General features: G+C 67.1%; 15 protein-coding genes. 3 read left to right on the forward strand and 12 right to left on the reverse strand.

Translation table 11 applies throughout. The features are described from left to right. The 11 genes from ABS45_RS03470 to ABS45_RS03520 all read right to left on the reverse strand — a co-directional run bounded on the left by ABS45_RS03470 (position 1) and on the right by ABS45_RS03520 (position 10308). A complete protein-coding gene (locus ABS45_RS03470; RefSeq protein ID WP_291553001.1) occupies positions 1-2787 on the reverse strand; it encodes a DEAD/DEAH box helicase family protein in 2787 nt (928 codons plus the stop codon). 20 nt (positions 2788-2807) lie between these two features. After that, on the reverse strand, positions 2808-3134 hold the full coding sequence (locus ABS45_RS03475; protein WP_291553182.1) for a type II toxin-antitoxin system PemK/MazF family toxin: 327 nt from the start codon (positions 3132-3134) through the stop codon (positions 2808-2810). Then, positions 3131-3355, reverse strand: coding sequence for an antitoxin MazE family protein (locus ABS45_RS03480; protein WP_291553003.1), 225 nt, complete (start codon positions 3353-3355; stop codon positions 3131-3133). Before ABS45_RS03480 ends, ABS45_RS03475 begins: the two co-directional genes overlap by 4 nt. Positions 3356-3418: 63 nt before the next feature. Then, a complete protein-coding gene (locus tag ABS45_RS03485; RefSeq protein WP_291553004.1) occupies positions 3419-3862 on the reverse strand; it encodes a DUF2442 domain-containing protein in 444 nt (147 codons plus the stop codon). Next, positions 3855-4088: a hypothetical protein gene (locus ABS45_RS03490; protein WP_291553006.1), complete on the reverse strand. Its 234-nt coding sequence runs from the start codon at positions 4086-4088 to the stop codon at positions 3855-3857. Before ABS45_RS03490 ends, ABS45_RS03485 begins: the two co-directional genes overlap by 8 nt. 42 nt (positions 4089-4130) lie before the next feature. Next, a complete protein-coding gene (locus ABS45_RS03495) occupies positions 4131-6089 on the reverse strand; it encodes a site-specific DNA-methyltransferase (RefSeq protein WP_291553009.1) in 1959 nt (652 codons plus the stop codon). 8 nt (positions 6090-6097) lie between these two features. Beyond that, the gene (locus ABS45_RS03500) at positions 6098-6403 is read right to left on the reverse strand and encodes a monooxygenase (RefSeq protein ID WP_291553012.1); all 306 of its coding nucleotides are present in this window, start codon (positions 6401-6403) and stop codon (positions 6098-6100) included. 95 nt (positions 6404-6498) lie between these two features. Further along, positions 6499-7419, reverse strand: coding sequence for a cysteine synthase A (gene cysK, locus ABS45_RS03505; protein ID WP_291553015.1), 921 nt, complete (start codon positions 7417-7419; stop codon positions 6499-6501). A gap of 98 nt (positions 7420-7517) precedes the next feature. After that, a complete protein-coding gene (locus ABS45_RS03510; protein WP_291553018.1) occupies positions 7518-8234 on the reverse strand; it encodes an RNA pseudouridine synthase in 717 nt (238 codons plus the stop codon). After that, positions 8227-9891: an MBL fold metallo-hydrolase gene (locus ABS45_RS03515; RefSeq protein WP_291553021.1), complete on the reverse strand. Its 1665-nt coding sequence runs from the start codon at positions 9889-9891 to the stop codon at positions 8227-8229. The genes ABS45_RS03510 and ABS45_RS03515 overlap by 8 nt, the downstream gene beginning before the upstream one ends. A gap of 36 nt (positions 9892-9927) precedes the next feature. Next, positions 9928-10308: a DoxX family protein gene (locus tag ABS45_RS03520; protein ID WP_291553023.1), complete on the reverse strand. Its 381-nt coding sequence runs from the start codon at positions 10306-10308 to the stop codon at positions 9928-9930. Positions 10309-10500: 192 nt separating this feature from the next. Here ABS45_RS03520 and ABS45_RS03525 point away from each other — a divergent pair, with 192 nt between their 5' ends. The 3 genes from ABS45_RS03525 (at position 10501) to ABS45_RS03535 (ending at position 12456) form a co-directional block, all read left to right on the forward strand. Then, positions 10501-11190 (forward strand): DUF484 family protein, encoded by a 690-nt coding sequence (locus ABS45_RS03525; protein ID WP_291553026.1) that lies wholly within the window; start codon positions 10501-10503, stop codon positions 11188-11190. Further along, positions 11190-12140, forward strand: a complete 951-nt coding sequence (locus ABS45_RS03530; protein ID WP_291553028.1) for a tyrosine recombinase XerC — start codon at positions 11190-11192, stop codon at positions 12138-12140. Before ABS45_RS03525 ends, ABS45_RS03530 begins: the two co-directional genes overlap by 1 nt. 85 nt (positions 12141-12225) lie before the next feature. Continuing rightward, positions 12226-12456, forward strand: a complete 231-nt coding sequence (locus tag ABS45_RS03535) for a hexameric tyrosine-coordinated heme protein (protein ID WP_291553031.1) — start codon at positions 12226-12228, stop codon at positions 12454-12456. On the opposite strand, the gene ABS45_RS03540 is transcribed toward ABS45_RS03535, so the two are convergent. Then, complete coding sequence (locus ABS45_RS03540; RefSeq protein ID WP_291553033.1) at positions 12457-14190, reverse strand: methyl-accepting chemotaxis protein; 1734 nt, start codon at positions 14188-14190, stop codon at positions 12457-12459. Between the last annotated feature and the right edge of the window lie 175 nt (positions 14191-14365).

Below are 14365 nucleotides of genomic sequence, written 5' to 3' on the forward strand. Positions count from 1 at the left end.
TCATGCGGCAGCGGCAGGCGCGGTTTGCGCCAGCCGCTGGTGCACGCCCTGCATGTCGGGCAGTTTGACCGTATCGCCCAAGCTGCCGTCGTCATTCACCCAGCGCAGGCGGCTGCCGTCGGGCGTGAGGAACAGCACCCGGCCGTAGGCGATGGGCCAGTGCTGCGCCTTGCGCGCCGCGTCCTTGGTGTCTTGCTTGGTTTCCAAGAGGCGCTGCATGGGTGGGCTGCCGCGTTCATCGGCCACACACACCACAAAGTCGGGGTAGAAGTAATGCGCGTGCTCGGCGCGCACCACGCGCACGGCGTAGGGCTTTTTGTCGGGGTTGCGGTGCCACCAGTGGACGAAGTCGGCGCCGTCCAGCGCGCGGGCAAAGTCGCGCTCCAGCGCGTTGAGCTGCACCGCGCCGTCATAGCGGCCCAGGCGCAGGGTGCTGCCGTCTTGCAGCACGATGGCTTGGTCCTTCCACCACTGGCGCGCGTCCATGAAGAGCAGGTTTTCCACGTCGGCCACGTCGTCGGAGCAAGGCGGCAGCACGCCGTAGATGTTTTTCTGCGAATGCTCTAGCGGCGCCTCATCGGGGCACAGCATCAGGTCGGGCAGGGCCTGCGCGTCCACAGTCTGGGCCTGCTGCGCGATGGCTTGGAAAATGGCCTCGCGCAGCTCTTGCGCGCTGGCGCGGATGACCCCGTTGGCGGCGTCGCGCAGCAAGCGCAGACGGTCAAGGTCTTGCAGAGCCGCCACGGCTTGCGCGGCCGCATCCGACTCAGCCGCCAGGCCCGCCAAGGCCGCGTTCAGCGCGGGCTGCAGGCGCTGCACCAGCTCTTGCACGATGAGGCGGTAGTCCTCTTCCTCCGCGTGCGGCAACTCTTGCAGCGCGGCCAGCGCCTCGCGCGCCAGGGCGCGGCGGTCGGTCACCACGGCGATGTCGTGGGTGTACGCATGACCCGTGGTCAGCTCGCGGTGCAGCTCTTTTTGCCGGGTCAGGTTCAGCGCCAGCCCTATGGCTTGCTGCTGCAAGGCGGGGCTGAGGGGCAAGTCGCGCGCCACCTGCTGGGCGATGGCAGACAGCGCCACGAAACCGGGTTTTTCTTCCGATCGCAGGCACTCGCCCAGTGTGGGCACGCTGGCGCCGCGCTTGCGCTCGAAGGTGCGCAGGCCGTGCTCGGCCAGGGTTTGCAGAACCTCGTCACGCGTGCTGGGTGCGCTTGGGCGGCGCGTGACGGGTGCTGGCTCGGGCGCCAACTCATCAATGCCCCAGAAGTCGCCCTGCGGCATGCTGTTGCCCGGCGTGCTTGCCCGCGCCATGGGTGATGCAAACAAGGAGGCTTGCGGGTCGCTGCTGTGTAGCGATTGCACGGCAATCGGCATCTCGCCGTCGCCGCTGACCACGCTGGCCACTGGCAGGCCAAATTCGTAGGACAGCGGCGGCGCGTCGGTGGGCAGATTGGTATAGACCACGGCCCCGCCCAGGGTGCGCCGCTGCGCCAGGCGCTCGGTCTGACCTTCGAGCTGGCTTTTCACGGCGCTTGTGGCCTGCACGGCGGCTTCATATCCGGCCTGCGCCTCGGCGTTGGCCAGATAAACAAAAGCGGTATTGAGCGCGGCGGGAATCTCGGCCTGCCCGGCAAAGGCCGCGCGCAGCGTGCGATCCACGCGCATCACCCGGCCCATGAACTGCAGGGCGAAGTCGGCGTCGTTCACGCTCTTGGTGCTGGCCAGCACAAAGGCGCGCGGCGCGTCAAAGCCCGTTCCGGCGGACTGCTTGAAGATCAGCACCTGTTTGCGCGTGTCGTTGGCAATCGCTGCCATCAAGATCGGATCGGGCTCATCGGCGCTGTGCTGGCCAATCGCCTCTGGCGGCACGCCGCAGTGCTGCATCAGCTCCTGCGCGGCCTCTTGCACCGTGTCCGCGCCATTGGCCACCTGCACCAGCAAGAGCGGCGTGCAGGCAATGCTGCGCGCGTGCAGTAGCTGGGCAATCGCCTGGTTGCGCGCCCAGGCCTGGCGCAGCACGGTGCGGCGCACGTCGGTGACGCTGGCCATGCTGCCGCCCAGGCTGTAGACCACGGCTTCGATGTATTTTTTGTTCAGGCGCGCGGCCACCACGTCGTCGCGGCTCACCGCGAACTGGCGCTGTGCGATGCGGCCCGACTGCGCCAAAAAATCCGTCAGCCGCTGATCCTTGGGCGTGGCCGTGGCCATCAGCAGATAGTCGGCATCGAGCCAGCGCGCGAACTGGCCGAACTCGGTGCCCTTGTCCAGCGCGATATGCGCCTCGTCCACCACCAGGCCAATCGCCAGCCCCTGGGCGCGGGCGCGCGCCAGCAAGGCAGCCAGGGTGCGTACATCGTCGTCGCCATCCGCGTCGTAGCCCTGTTTGCGCCACTGCGCGCGCGCCACGGCTTGCGCGGTGGAGATCAAGACCGTGCCCGCGCCCACCTCCTGGTTGCGCCCCTGCGCCAGCGGCACCGGGTGCAGCCCCGGTGCGGTGTGCAAGAGCGCGTCCAGCGTCTGCGCCACCAGGGTGACGAAGGGCACGAACCAGAACCACAGCACCTCGCGCTCTTGCGCCACTTTTTGCAGCACCTGGCCCAGCACAAAGGTCTTGCCCGAGCCCGTGGGCGCGCGCAGCAGGCAGGGCGGGCGCTGGCTGCGCTCGGGTGTTTGCAGGGCGGCGCTGATGTGGGCAATCAGCTCCGATTGAAAGCGCTCGGGCTGGACGGTGCTGGCTTGCGGGGCCAGGGGGAATGGGGTTTGCAGCAGGTGGTGGGTGGAATCGGTCATGTGATGTGAAATCAGCTAATTCATTTCCCCAGCCCCAGAAACACCGCCAAGCAGCGCTCTACCTCCAGCAGCGTATCGGCGTCGATACGGCCAAAGGCAGGGCCCAGCTTGTCGCGCGACACCGTCATGGCCTTGTCCACCATGACTTGCGAGGGTTTTTGCAGGCCGTTGTCAGCGCTGGGCTCGATGGCCACGCGCAGCAGCGGGGCGTCGATCAAGGCGCTGGTCACGGGCAGCACCGTTACGCTGGTGTGCGAGGAAAACCAGTCGGCCTGGATGACCAAGGCGGGGCGGGGTTTGCCAAAGCCCCCCTGCAGGGCAATCGTCACCAAATCGCCGCGCATCAGCCTTCCCAGCCTTGCACGTCAGCCAAAGCGGCATCCATGAAGGACTGCATGGCGACGTCGGCGCTGTCGGCCTGGGCCGCCAACAGGCTTTGGCGCTGGCATTCCTGGGCAAAGTCGGGGCGGCGTGTGTCGGGCACCCACAGCTGCACCGGGCGCAAACCGGCCTGGCGCAGAGCGTCGCGGTGCTTTTGCACCCGGGCGTTGACGGAGGCGGTAGTCATATCGGGCTCCTTTGCGTTACATGCAACATGATAGGTGCGTTGCATGTAACGTGCAAGCAGCATTCACACCGCCGCCTTGCGCGGGCGCCCGCCCTTGGCGCCGTTGACACGCGCGGCATCGGCCTTGGCGGGCGAGGTGGCGCGCCCGGCGCGGGCGGCGTGCTGGCGCATCCAGGCGCGGCTGCCGAACAGGCCGGCCAGCAGACCTTCCACGCTCAAATCTGCGTCCAGGCGCGGCCAGTGCAGGCCGGTGCCCAGGGGGGTGATTTCAATCTCGGCCAGGTCGGCGGCGCGGGCCTGCGCCAGCCCCTGGGTCAGCGCGGGCGGAAAGGCGAACTGGCTGCCGTTGGCCAGCTCCACCACCACGCGCTTGCGGCGGGCGTCGTAGCGTGCGGCCGTGGCTTGCAGGTGGGCGGCTGCGCGCACCGCGCCCAGAGCCTCTGCCTGCGGGGCGCGCTGTAGTTCTGCCTCAACCCAGTCGGGCAGCTTGGCGGTGGTATCAGTCATGCAGCTCACTCCAAAAAACGCGCAGCGGCGCCAGGTGCTCGGCCACGGCCAGCAGGGCTGCGGCCACGTCGGGCGTCTTGGCTGGCCCGGCAATCGTCAGCAGTGCCGGTGGGTGCGACAGCTCGACGCGAATTTCCCAGCCCGGCCCCAGCACATGGGCGTGCGGCGGCGGGTGGTCGTTGGGATAGACGACGAGCCGCAAATGTTTGTGGCGCAGGCTGGCCATGGCGTCAATGATAACCCAACATGTTTGGTTTATGCCTGGGTTTCAAGCCCGCGCTGAGCGCCCGCGCCCGCCCTGCCCCAGCGTCAGCGCCTCGTGCAGCGCCTGGGTGTGGGCGTCTATGCCTTGCTCGGCCAACCACAGGGCCAGCGCCTTGGGGCGCGGGGTGACGACGGACAGGCGCGCCTCTCGGTGCTGCTGGTGCAGCGCGTGCAGGGCGGCGAGCGTGGCAGGCTCGGTGTCCTGGCACAACACGAGCAGCCAGTCGGCCTGTTGCGCTACTACTGTGATAGCTGCTTGCGCTTGTTCCACGGGCGCTGCAGCCATGTTTCTCATGGAAAGCAGGGTGGCGGCGTGCTGCGCCGTGGCGTCCAGCAGCACGTCGGCGCCGTCGATTTTGTCCAGCTGCAGGTAGGCAAATTCGCCGCCCTGCGCCAGCGCGTGGCCGGGTTTGCCGCCGTAGCCGGCGATGACGCGGCGCAGGCGCTCGGCGCAGACATCCCGGCACAGGTTTTTGGCGGGCTCCTTGGCGGTGGCCTCGGTGCTGGAGCACAGGATGAAGCGGCGCGGCGGCTGCCCCTCGCCGTCCTCGGCGTTGAGTTCGAGCACTGCCTGGCCGGTGGTGCCGGAGCCGGCGAAGAAGTCCAGCACCGTGTCGCCGGGGCGGCTGGCCTGGGCGAGCAGGTTTTTGATGAGGGACAGGGGCTTGGGGTAGGGGAAGGCCTTGGAGCCCAGGACGTTCTTGACTTCCTCGGTGGCCACACCACCCCGCGTGGTACGCAGCAACAAGAGTTGCTCCAGCTCATCGTCCTCCACGTCCTCGTTCATGCCCGCGATCCAACTGCCCAGTGGAGCCAGACGCTCGCTTTCAGGGCGGGCCGTCCAGTGCTCCTTGCGCGAGGGGCGACCGGTGGCAATCGGTTTGCCGACCCAAAAGTCCAGGTCTGGTAGATCAGCGCGCAGCAGCGGTATTTTTTTCTTCGGCAGCACCGGCCCTTTGCCGGCCTTGAGCGCCGCCAGCAAATCAGCCTTGGTGGCGAAGTGCATCACCTCCTCTGGCTTGCAGGGCGGGAAGTAAATCAGCCGCTTGGTGATCAAGGCTTCCATGGTGTCGCTGCGCAGGCCTGCCAGCATGGCCTGGACGGCGGTCTCGTCGCCGTTGCACAGGCGGCGGATGACGGCTTCGGATGCAAAGCGCCAAGTGCTGTCCGGGTCACAGGGATACCAGTAGCCCGTTTCCGGGTTTTGAATCGGGTAGTAGGTGTTGGGGCGCTCAAACAGCGATTTATTCGCAGTCAAAGGCTGCGGCGACCATTCGCCACGGGGATCGTTGTCCGGGTTGCGGAACTTGCTGCGGTCGGTAGGCCGGCCGTTGAAGCTGAAGCCGCCGTTGGCATAGACCAGCACATGCTCATGCACATGGCTGAAGCGCTGCGCCAGGTCGTTGCCGGTGTCCTTGGTGCGCCAGACCAGGCTCCCCAGCCGCCGCCCCGGAAACACCTCGTCCATCAGCAGCTCCAGCCGCGCGCGGTTCTCGTCGTTGATGCTGACCAGGATCACGCCGTCGCTGGTGAGCAGGTCGCGCGCCAGGCTCAGGCGCTGGTACAGGAATTCCAGCCACTGGCTGTGGCGCCAGCGGTCGTTGGCGCCCACGTACTGGTCGTTGTAGACCCAGTCCTTGTTGCCGGTGTTGTAGGGTGGGTCGATGTAGATCACGCGAATCTTGCCCGCGTGCGTGGCGCGCAAGAGACGCAGGGCGTCGAAGTTGTCGCCCTCGATGATGAGGTTGGAATGCAGCTCGCAGCCTTCGGGTGTGTGGCTGACTTCGGGCAGCAGGCGCGGCAGCACCACGTCGGCGTTGAGCGCGCGGTCGTGGGCGATGGCGTCGCGCTCCCAGGTCAGGCCGAGCTTTTGTTTTGTCAGCTGCTCGGTCAGCAGGCGGCGCAGCTCGGGGGCGCTCAGGTCTTTCAGGCGTTGCAGCAGGGGGGTGGAGGTGGTGGACATCGGGCCGGTCAGCGCACCGGGCCCTGGTTGATCGCCGTCAGCGGTCCGTTGATGTCGTAGATCCTGGCGCGGATGTCGCGCACGCCTGCCTGCGTCAGGCGCTGGGAATGCATGTCCAGGTAGCGCTGTGCGTTGTCGCGCGTGTCGAAGAGGTAGATGCCGCCGGCTTCCCTGGCGGCGGCATCCTCGGTCCAGATCTTCCAGAGGAAGCCGGGCTCCTGGCCGATGCTGCGCGCCAAGCCTTCGAAGGCGGTGGAAAGCTCGGCGCCAAAGGGGCCGTCCATTTTGAAATCGACTTGCAATACGACTGCCATGCTTGCTCCCGGGAATGTTGTGAAGGAGATTGATCTTATCCGGCGAAGCGTGAAAACGGCCGCTCGAGGCGGCCGTGTTTGCCAGGCGGGATGCTTCAGGCCGCAGGCAGGAAGCCGTCCACCGACAGGTAGCGTTCGCCGGTGTCGTAGTTCACGCCCAGCACGCGTGCACCGGCGGGCAGGTCGGGCAGTTTGTGGGCGATGGCGGCCAGCGCGGCGCCGGTGGAAATGCCCACGAGGATGCCTTCCTCGCGTGCGCAGCGGCGCGCCCATTCGCGTGCGTCTTCGTCGGCGATGGTGAGCACGCCGTCGATGGCGCTGGTATCGAGGTTCTTGGGGATGAAACCCGCGCCCAGGCCCTGGATGCCGTGCGGACCGGGTGGCCCGCCGCTGATGACGGGCGATTGGACGGGTTCGACCGCATACACCTTGAGCTGCGGCCAGAGAGGCTTGAGCACGCGTGCCAGCGCCGTGATGTGGCCGCCGGTGCCGACGCCGGTGATGATGGCGTCCAGCCCCTCGGGGAAGTCGGCCAGCACCTCCTGCGCGGTGGTGCGGGCGTGGGCATCGATGTTGGCGGGGTTGTCGAACTGGTTGAGCATCACCGCGCCGGGCGTGGCCTCGGTCAGTTCCTTGGCGCGGGCGACGGCGCCGGTCGTGCCTTTTTCCTTGGGTGTGAGTACCAGTTCCGCACCATAGGCCTTGATCAGGCGGCGGCGCTCCACGCTCATGCTCTCCGGCATCACGACGATGAGTCGATAGCCCTTGACGGCCGCGACCATCGCCAGGCCCACGCCGGTGTTGCCGCTGGTGGGCTCGATGATGGTGCCGCCGGGTTTCAGGCTGCCCGCTTTTTCTGCCGCTTCGACCATGCCCAGGGCAATGCGGTCCTTGAGCGAGCCACCGGGGTTGGCGCGTTCGCATTTGAGCCAGATGTTGGCGGCGGCGCCGAACAGGCGGTGAATGCGTACATGCGGCGTGTTGCCAATGGTCTGCAGGATGGTGTCGGCTTTCATCGGAGGGCTCCGGGGTTTCGAACGAGGAGGTTGGAGCGACGATTCTTGCAGAAGTGTCAGACGGATGCGCTATATCGATATGCTGTCGCCTGCAGGGATCAGAAGCGCTCCCAGCCCTGCAGAAAGCGCCAGTGCCCCTCGGGCAGGCCGGCAAGTGCGATGCGGCCGATGCGCAGGCGCCGCAGGCCCGCGAGGCGCAGGCCGACGGCGGCGCACATGGCGCCCACCTGCGCCGGCGCGATGCCCTTGAGCGCAAAGCGCAGGTGCTGCTCGCTCTGGCGGCTGACCTTGATCGCAGGCAGGGCGCACCCATCGAGCGCCAGGCCGTGGCATAGCCGCTGCACTGCGGCATCGCTCACCATGCCCTTGACATGGGCGATGCACTCATGCTCCAGCAGATCTTCGCGCAAGCGCCGTGCGATGCGCGCTTCCTGCGTGAAGACGACGAGACCGCTGGCCCCGGCGGGCAGCGGGGCGACACTTTGCTGGTGGCGCAGGTGTTTTTGCAGGATGCGCTGCGGCGGGCCGCCGACCTCGCTGGCGAAATGCGCGGGCAGCAGCAGCGCGGCGGCATCCAGGCAGCCCGCGCCCTGGTGCAGCAGCAGCGTGGCGGGCGGGATGTCGATGGCGCGCGCGCCGGGCAGAAGGACTACCGATTGCGTGGCGCCGACATGCGCACCGGGGGTCTCCACCGTCTGGCCATCGACCTGCACCCAGCCGCCTTCGATGTAACGCTCGGCCTCGCTGCGCGAGCAGGGCAACTCCTGCGCCAGCCGCTTGGCCAGGCGTTCGCCGCCGCCCTCGGCTTCAGTCATTGCCGGGCTTGAGCGAGCGGATGCGCTCCACATGCGCCAGCAGCGAGCGCTGCGCCAACGGCCACATGCGCGGCGGCACATCGTCGTAGGCCAGCTCCACCCATTGCTCGGGCGTGCCGTCGGGCAGCTGCTGCATCGCGGCCAGCACCTTGGCCTCGCGTGCCAGGCGGTGGGCCTTGAGGTGCGCAATCGCACCGCGCGCGTCACCGATCACGTAGCCGTGCGCCGGCAGGATGAAATCGACGCGCCACTTCTGGCACAGCGCGTCGAGGCGGTCCAGCGCGTCCATGTAGTCGGCCATGTTGCCGTCGGGCGGATCGATCACCGTGGTGCTGCCGTTGAGGATATGGTCGCCCGAAAACAGCAGACCGTCCTCGCGCAGCAGCAGGCACACGTGGTTGGCCGCGTGGCCTGGGGTGTGGATGACTTCCAGGGTATGAGTGATTTCACCCTCTGGCGCTTTTCCAGCGAGCGTCAACAGCTCTTCATTTGATAGTTCACGGTCGGGCGTGAATTCGCTGTGCGGGCGTGCCGTGGGTAGCGAATGCAGACCCAGAATCGGCGGTCGCGGCTTGCCCGATTGCTCGCAGCGTTGCTGCAAAGGGCGTGCGCCGGGGGAGTGGTCGGGGTGCGAATGCGTGCAGACGATCATGCGGATGTCGCCGCCCGCCGCGCGCCACAGGCGCTCCTGGTGGCCGGGGTCCACCGGGCCGGGGTCGATCGCGATGTAGCCGGTGGCCGGGTCGCCCACCAGGTAGCTGTTGGTGCCCGGGCCGGTCATCGCGCCGGGGTTGGGCGCGGTGAGGCGCTGCACGTTCTTCAGCAGCGGCACGGCGTGATCGCTCTGCCAGTCCAGCGCATGCCGGATCTGGCCGTCGGGGCAGACCAGCGCCAGCTCGCCGAACTCCATCTCGTGCTCCATGTGGCGCGAGTCCCTGCCGCCCTTCAGGCCGGCGCGCGGGCAGCTCATCCACAGCGGTTTTTCATCGTGCAGGGCAGCCAGCAGCGCATCCACGCTGGCAAAGCGCTGCAGGCGCTCGAGCGTGCGGATGGTGGGGAAGATGATGAAGAAGCTGCCGGCGGCGTGGCGCGCCAGTGCGTCCGTGGGGCTGATCCATTCGGGCGCGAACTGCTCGGCGTTGTCGGGCACCGGGGTCTGGCCCGGCGGCATGCGCGCGACGAGAAAGGGCACGTCAAAGCGCTTGGGCAGGTCGCGGTCGGTGATCCAGTGCGCCAGCAGGAACATGCTGTCCGCCGCCAGGCGCAGCCCGCGCGCGGCGCATTGCGGGGCCAACGGTGTCTTGCGGTCCAGTGCGGCGATGTCGCCGGCATCGGCCCAGCGGCCGTCGGCGTGGCGCGCCAGCACCAGGCCGAGTTCTTCAAAACTCTCGCGGATGGCGGCGATGGCCTGCGCGAGGGCCGTGCCGGTTTGGCTTGGCCGGTGATCGGCCAGCGCATGCGCGGCTTGGTCCGCGGCTTCGATGCCGCCGCCGGGAAAGACATAGGCGCCGGGCGCGAAGCTCGCCTTGGTCGAGCGGCGCGTCATCAAGACCTGCAGGCCGTGCGCCGGGTCGTCGCGCAGCAGCAGCACGGTGGCCGCAGGCAGCGGCGCAGGTGGTTCGCGGTGGGGGTAGAGGAGTTGGCTTGAACGAGGCATGGCGCGATTATGGCCATGCCCCGCGCGCCGGGCGCGTCAGCTTCTGGGTTTGGCCGTCAGCATCACGACCAGGGCTGAGAAGAAGAAGAAGGCTTGCAGCTCCAGCGCCCAGCCGCCCGAGGAGTTGAGCGTCATCAGCTCGGGCATGTGCATCAGCACCACGGCGACAATCATGTTGAACATCACGATCAGTGCCGCCGGCACGACGAAGATCCCGGCCAGCAACAGCAGCGGCGCCAGCACTTCGCCGACGTAGACGCCATAGGCCACGAAGCCCGGGATGCCCATTTTCTCGAGCGCGCCCACGAGCCAACCCACCCCGCCCATTACTTTGCCTATGCCATGTGGCAGCAGCAGCAGGGCAAGCACGGTGCGCAGGAGGATGGCGCCGGCGCGCGGGTGGTAGAGAGCGTTCATGGTGGACCTTGGGTGCGTGAAGGGGCGGAGACTCGATGAAGGGTGATGAACCGATGGCACGTACGCTATCAATTATCACATGGGTCAGGGCGTGGTATCAAGGCTGGCGGTTGTTTGGGTGGCTTGATAGCCACGCACGCCGCGATTCCTTAAGATGCCGACCTGACCATTTTTGTTTCCATTCGCCGCGCCATGAATTCCTCCGCCATTCCACCGATCACCGAAGACGATATCGCCCAGTACCTTGCCAATACGCCGGAGTTTTTCGAGCGCCATGCACAGCTGCTCACCAGCGTGGTGCTGACCAGCCAGCATGGCCAGCGCGCCGTCAGTCTGCAGGAGCGTCAGGCGGAAATGCTGCGCGAGAAAATCAAGGGGCTGGAGCAGCACATCATGGAGCTCGTGCGCAATGGCGGCGAGAACGCAGCCATCGCCGACAAGGTGCAGCAGTGGGCGCGCCGCATGCTCGCGGTGCGCGAGGCCGCCGACCTGGTGCAGGCGGTGCAGGATGGCTTGCAGTCCTTGTTTGACGTACCCAAGGTGGCGCTGCGGCTGTGGAATGTGGCGCCTGCGTGGGAGCAGGCGCCGTGGACGCAAGGCGTGAGCGAGGACGTGCGCTCCTTTGCCACCTCGCTGACCATGCCGTTTTGCGGCCCCAACCTGGGTTTTGAAGCCATAGGCTGGCTGCCGCAGTCGGCCCAGGTGCGCTCGGTGGCGCTGCTGCCCATGCGCTCGGGTGCGATGGACGATGCCGACGCGCCGGCCTTTGGCCTGCTGGTGCTGGCCTCCGATGATGCGGCGCGCTTTGACAGCACCATGGGCACGGATTTCCTGACCCGCATGGCAGAGCTGGCCAGCGCGGCACTCGCTCGCCTGCGCTGATGGCACGCGCCATGCCTGACGCCATGCCGCCCGAGCTGCAGCAGTACCTCGAGTACGTGCGCGTGCAAAAGCGCCTGGCAGCGCGGACCTTGTCTCTGTACACGTTTGAACTGCAGCGACTGGTGCAACTGGCCGAGGGCCGATCCTTGCTGGCCCTGGACGCCAGCCAGCTGCGACGCTTTGTCGCGCAGCTGCACGGCAGTGGCCACGGCGGCCGCAGCTTGGCGCTGGCGCTGTCGGCCTGGCGCGGGTTCTTCACCTGGGCGGGTCGCCAGGGCCTGGTGGCAGCCAATCCGGTGCAGGACCTGCGTGCGCCCAAATCGCCCAGGCTGCTGCCCAAGGCCTTGCCGGTCGATGACGCAGTGCGGCTGGCGGAGTTTGCGCAGCTGCAGGCCGATCCCTGGCTGGAGGCGCGCGATGCGGCCCTGGTCGAGCTGCTCTACGGTGGCGGCCTGCGGGTGGGCGAGCTGGTGGGGCTGGACGTGGCGCCTGCGGCCAGCACCCAGCAGCAGGGGCATGGCTGGATAGATTTGCAGGCGGGCGAAGCGCATGTGCTGGGCAAGGGCGCCAAGCGCCGCACCGTGCCGGTCGGGCAGGCCGCGCAGCAGGCACTGATGCGCTGGCTCGGCGTGCGCACGCAGCCCTTTGCCGCTCTGGCGGAGCCGGCCCTGTTCATTGGCCAGCGCGGGCAGCGCCTGAGCGCCCAGTCCATCTGGCAGCGGCTGCGCCAGCGCAGCCAGCAGGCGGGCCTGAGCGCGCCGGTGCACCCGCACATGCTGCGCCACTCCTTTGCCAGCCACCTGCTGCAATCCAGCGGCGATCTGCGCGCGGTGCAGGAGCTGCTGGGCCACGCCAACATCAGCACCACGCAGGTCTACACGCGGCTGGATTTCCAGCACCTGGCGAAGGTCTACGACCAGGCGCATCCGCGCGCGCACAGGAAGCCGTAGGCCGCATTCGCCTTTTCCCTGCGCTGACTGCGGCAATGGCAAAACCCGCACAATGCCTCGTCACCACCACTTGAAGGAGAAATGCATGGCCGATACCTGGCTGCCCTCGTTGATCACCGACACGCCTCAGCAAGGCTTTGAGCTGGCCATCACGCTCAGCCGACGCGGCGTCAAGTACACCCAGCCCGATATGGATACGCTCAAGAAGCTGCGGCCTGAATACGCCAACGACGCGGCGGGCCTGACGGCTGCGTCCCAGGTCATCGCAACCAACTTCCAGACCGTGGCCGCCGCCAACAATTACTGGCGCAAGTAATCAGAAGCTTTCCCAGTCATCGTCCTTGCCTGCCGGCGCAGCGGCGGCCGGGGCGGTGCGTGCCGGCAGTGCCTTGGGCGCTGCCGGTTTGGGCTTGGCCTGACCGATGCCGGCCTTGGCCCGCGCTGGCGCCGGTACGGCCTTGGCGGGCGCCGACTTGCCTGGGGTGGCACGTACGCTGATCTGGTGACCGCTCAGGCGGAACACCGATACGGCGCTCACGAGGTCCTGCGCCTGGGTGCTCAGGCTGGAGGCGGCGGCTGCCATTTCCTCGACCAGCGCGGCGTTCTGCTGCGTGGCCTGGTCCATTTGCGTCACCGCTTCGCCCACCTGTGAAACGCCCTGGCTTTGCTCGCTGCTGGCCGAGCTGATCTCGCCCATGATGTCCGTCACGCGCTGGATGGACTGCACCACCTCGGTCATGGTCTGTCCGGCCTTGTCCACCAGCGCCGTGCCGGTCTCCACGCGTTCGACGCTGGCGTTGATGAGCTGCTTGATCTCGCGTGCCGCTTCGGCGCTGCGCCCGGCCAGGCTGCGCACTTCACTGGCCACGACGGCAAAGCCGCGTCCCTGCTCGCCTGCCCGTGCGGCCTCGACGGCGGCGTTGAGCGCCAGGATGTTGGTTTGGAAGGCGATGGAATCGATCACGCCGATGATGTCGGCGATCTTGCTGGAGCTGTCGTTGATGTCCTTCATGGTGCGAACCACGTCCGCCACCACTTCGCCGCCCTTGACGGCCACGGTGGAGGCGCTCTGTGCAAGCTGGTTGGCCTGACTGGCGTTGTCGGCGTTCTGGCGCACGGTGGAATTGAGCTCTTCCATCGAGGCGGCGGTTTCCTCCAGCGCGCTGGCCTGGCTCTCGGTGCGCGAGGACAAATCCTGGTTGCCCTGCGCGATCTGCTGGCTGGCCGTGGCCACGCCCTCGGAGTTTTCGCGCACGCGCGCCACCACCTGCACCAGCCCGTCCTGCATGCGCTTGAGTGCCTGCAGCAGCAGCGCGGTTTCACTCTGACCGCTCGCATCGATGCTCTGCGTCAGATCGCCGCCGGCCACCGCATTGGCCACGCCCACAGCCTGTCGGATGGGCGCGGTGATGGAGCGGATGATCCACAGCGCCAGCACCGCCGCCAGCGCCAGGGCAATCACCGCCGCAGTGCCAATCACCCATTCCATGTTGTTGACGGTGCTGCTGGCGGTGGCGATGGATTGGTCCATCATTTCGCCCTGGAACGTGAGCAGACCATCCACCGCTTCCTTGTAGGGTACGAGAGCGGCAGGCATCTGCTTTTCGAGGGTGGCGGCTGCGTCGCCGGTCAGTCCTTGTCTGATCGCTTCGACGAATTTGTCCTGCAGCGCCAGGTACTGCGCCCGCGGTGCGCGGGTGCGCTCCAGCGCCGCCTTGCCGCCGGCGGAGGCGATGCTTTCGTCGAGCTTCTTGAACAGCGCGCCAATCTGTGCGCGCGTGTTCCCCATCGCCGTGATCTGCGCCTGGACACTGTCCTGGTTGCGAAATGCCAGCATGTTGGAGATCGCGAGCTCGTTGGACGCCATCGCGGCCTTGATCTCGTGCACCTCGGTGATCTTGGGATATTGGTCCTTCACGACATACTGGAACTCGTCGTGCAAGGTGTTGGTCTTGATCAGCGCCGTGGCGCCGATGATGATGATCATCAACCCCATGAATGCGAAGGCCAGGGTGAGCCGGGTGCTGATCTTGAGGTGGTTGGCGGACATGAAAGCCCTCCTCTTGGGCAAAATTGTTTCAATGTGTGGAAATGTATCTTGGGTTTCGATCAAAAGACACCATCTGCATGCTCGCGGGTCTGCGCGGCAACAGCGATGTCGTTATACGCTGAATCATGGCAATGCAAAGCCTTGTGCAAGGGCTGATTGCCGCCCAGTTCCTAGA

Origin of the sequence: Comamonas sp. SCN 65-56, from assembly GCF_001724135.1 — a bacterium.
Taxonomy (GTDB): Bacteria; Pseudomonadota; Gammaproteobacteria; order Burkholderiales; family Burkholderiaceae_C; genus Comamonas_C.

Coding starts and splice junctions, on each gene's coding strand:
- ABS45_RS03470 (WP_291553001.1), bottom strand. CDS start 2,787: ATGACCGATTCCACCCACCACCTGCTGCAAACCCCATTCCCCCTGGCC.
- ABS45_RS03480 (WP_291553003.1), bottom strand. CDS start 3,355: ATGACTACCGCCTCCGTCAACGCCCGGGTGCAAAAGCACCGCGACGCT.
- ABS45_RS03485 (WP_291553004.1), bottom strand. CDS start 3,862: ATGACTGATACCACCGCCAAGCTGCCCGACTGGGTTGAGGCAGAACTA.
- ABS45_RS03490 (WP_291553006.1), bottom strand. CDS start 4,088: ATGGCCAGCCTGCGCCACAAACATTTGCGGCTCGTCGTCTATCCCAAC.
- ABS45_RS03495 (WP_291553009.1), bottom strand. CDS start 6,089: ATGTCCACCACCTCCACCCCCCTGCTGCAACGCCTGAAAGACCTGAGC.
- ABS45_RS03500 (WP_291553012.1), bottom strand. CDS start 6,403: ATGGCAGTCGTATTGCAAGTCGATTTCAAAATGGACGGCCCCTTTGGC.
- cysK (WP_291553015.1), bottom strand. CDS start 7,419: ATGAAAGCCGACACCATCCTGCAGACCATTGGCAACACGCCGCATGTA.
- ABS45_RS03510 (WP_291553018.1), bottom strand. CDS start 8,234: ATGACTGAAGCCGAGGGCGGCGGCGAACGCCTGGCCAAGCGGCTGGCG.
- ABS45_RS03515 (WP_291553021.1), bottom strand. CDS start 9,891: ATGCCTCGTTCAAGCCAACTCCTCTACCCCCACCGCGAACCACCTGCG.
- ABS45_RS03520 (WP_291553023.1), bottom strand. CDS start 10,308: ATGAACGCTCTCTACCACCCGCGCGCCGGCGCCATCCTCCTGCGCACC.
- ABS45_RS03525 (WP_291553026.1), top strand. CDS start 10,501: ATGAATTCCTCCGCCATTCCACCGATCACCGAAGACGATATCGCCCAG.
- ABS45_RS03530 (WP_291553028.1), top strand. CDS start 11,190: ATGGCACGCGCCATGCCTGACGCCATGCCGCCCGAGCTGCAGCAGTAC.
- ABS45_RS03535 (WP_291553031.1), top strand. CDS start 12,226: ATGGCCGATACCTGGCTGCCCTCGTTGATCACCGACACGCCTCAGCAA.
- ABS45_RS03540 (WP_291553033.1), bottom strand. CDS start 14,190: ATGTCCGCCAACCACCTCAAGATCAGCACCCGGCTCACCCTGGCCTTC.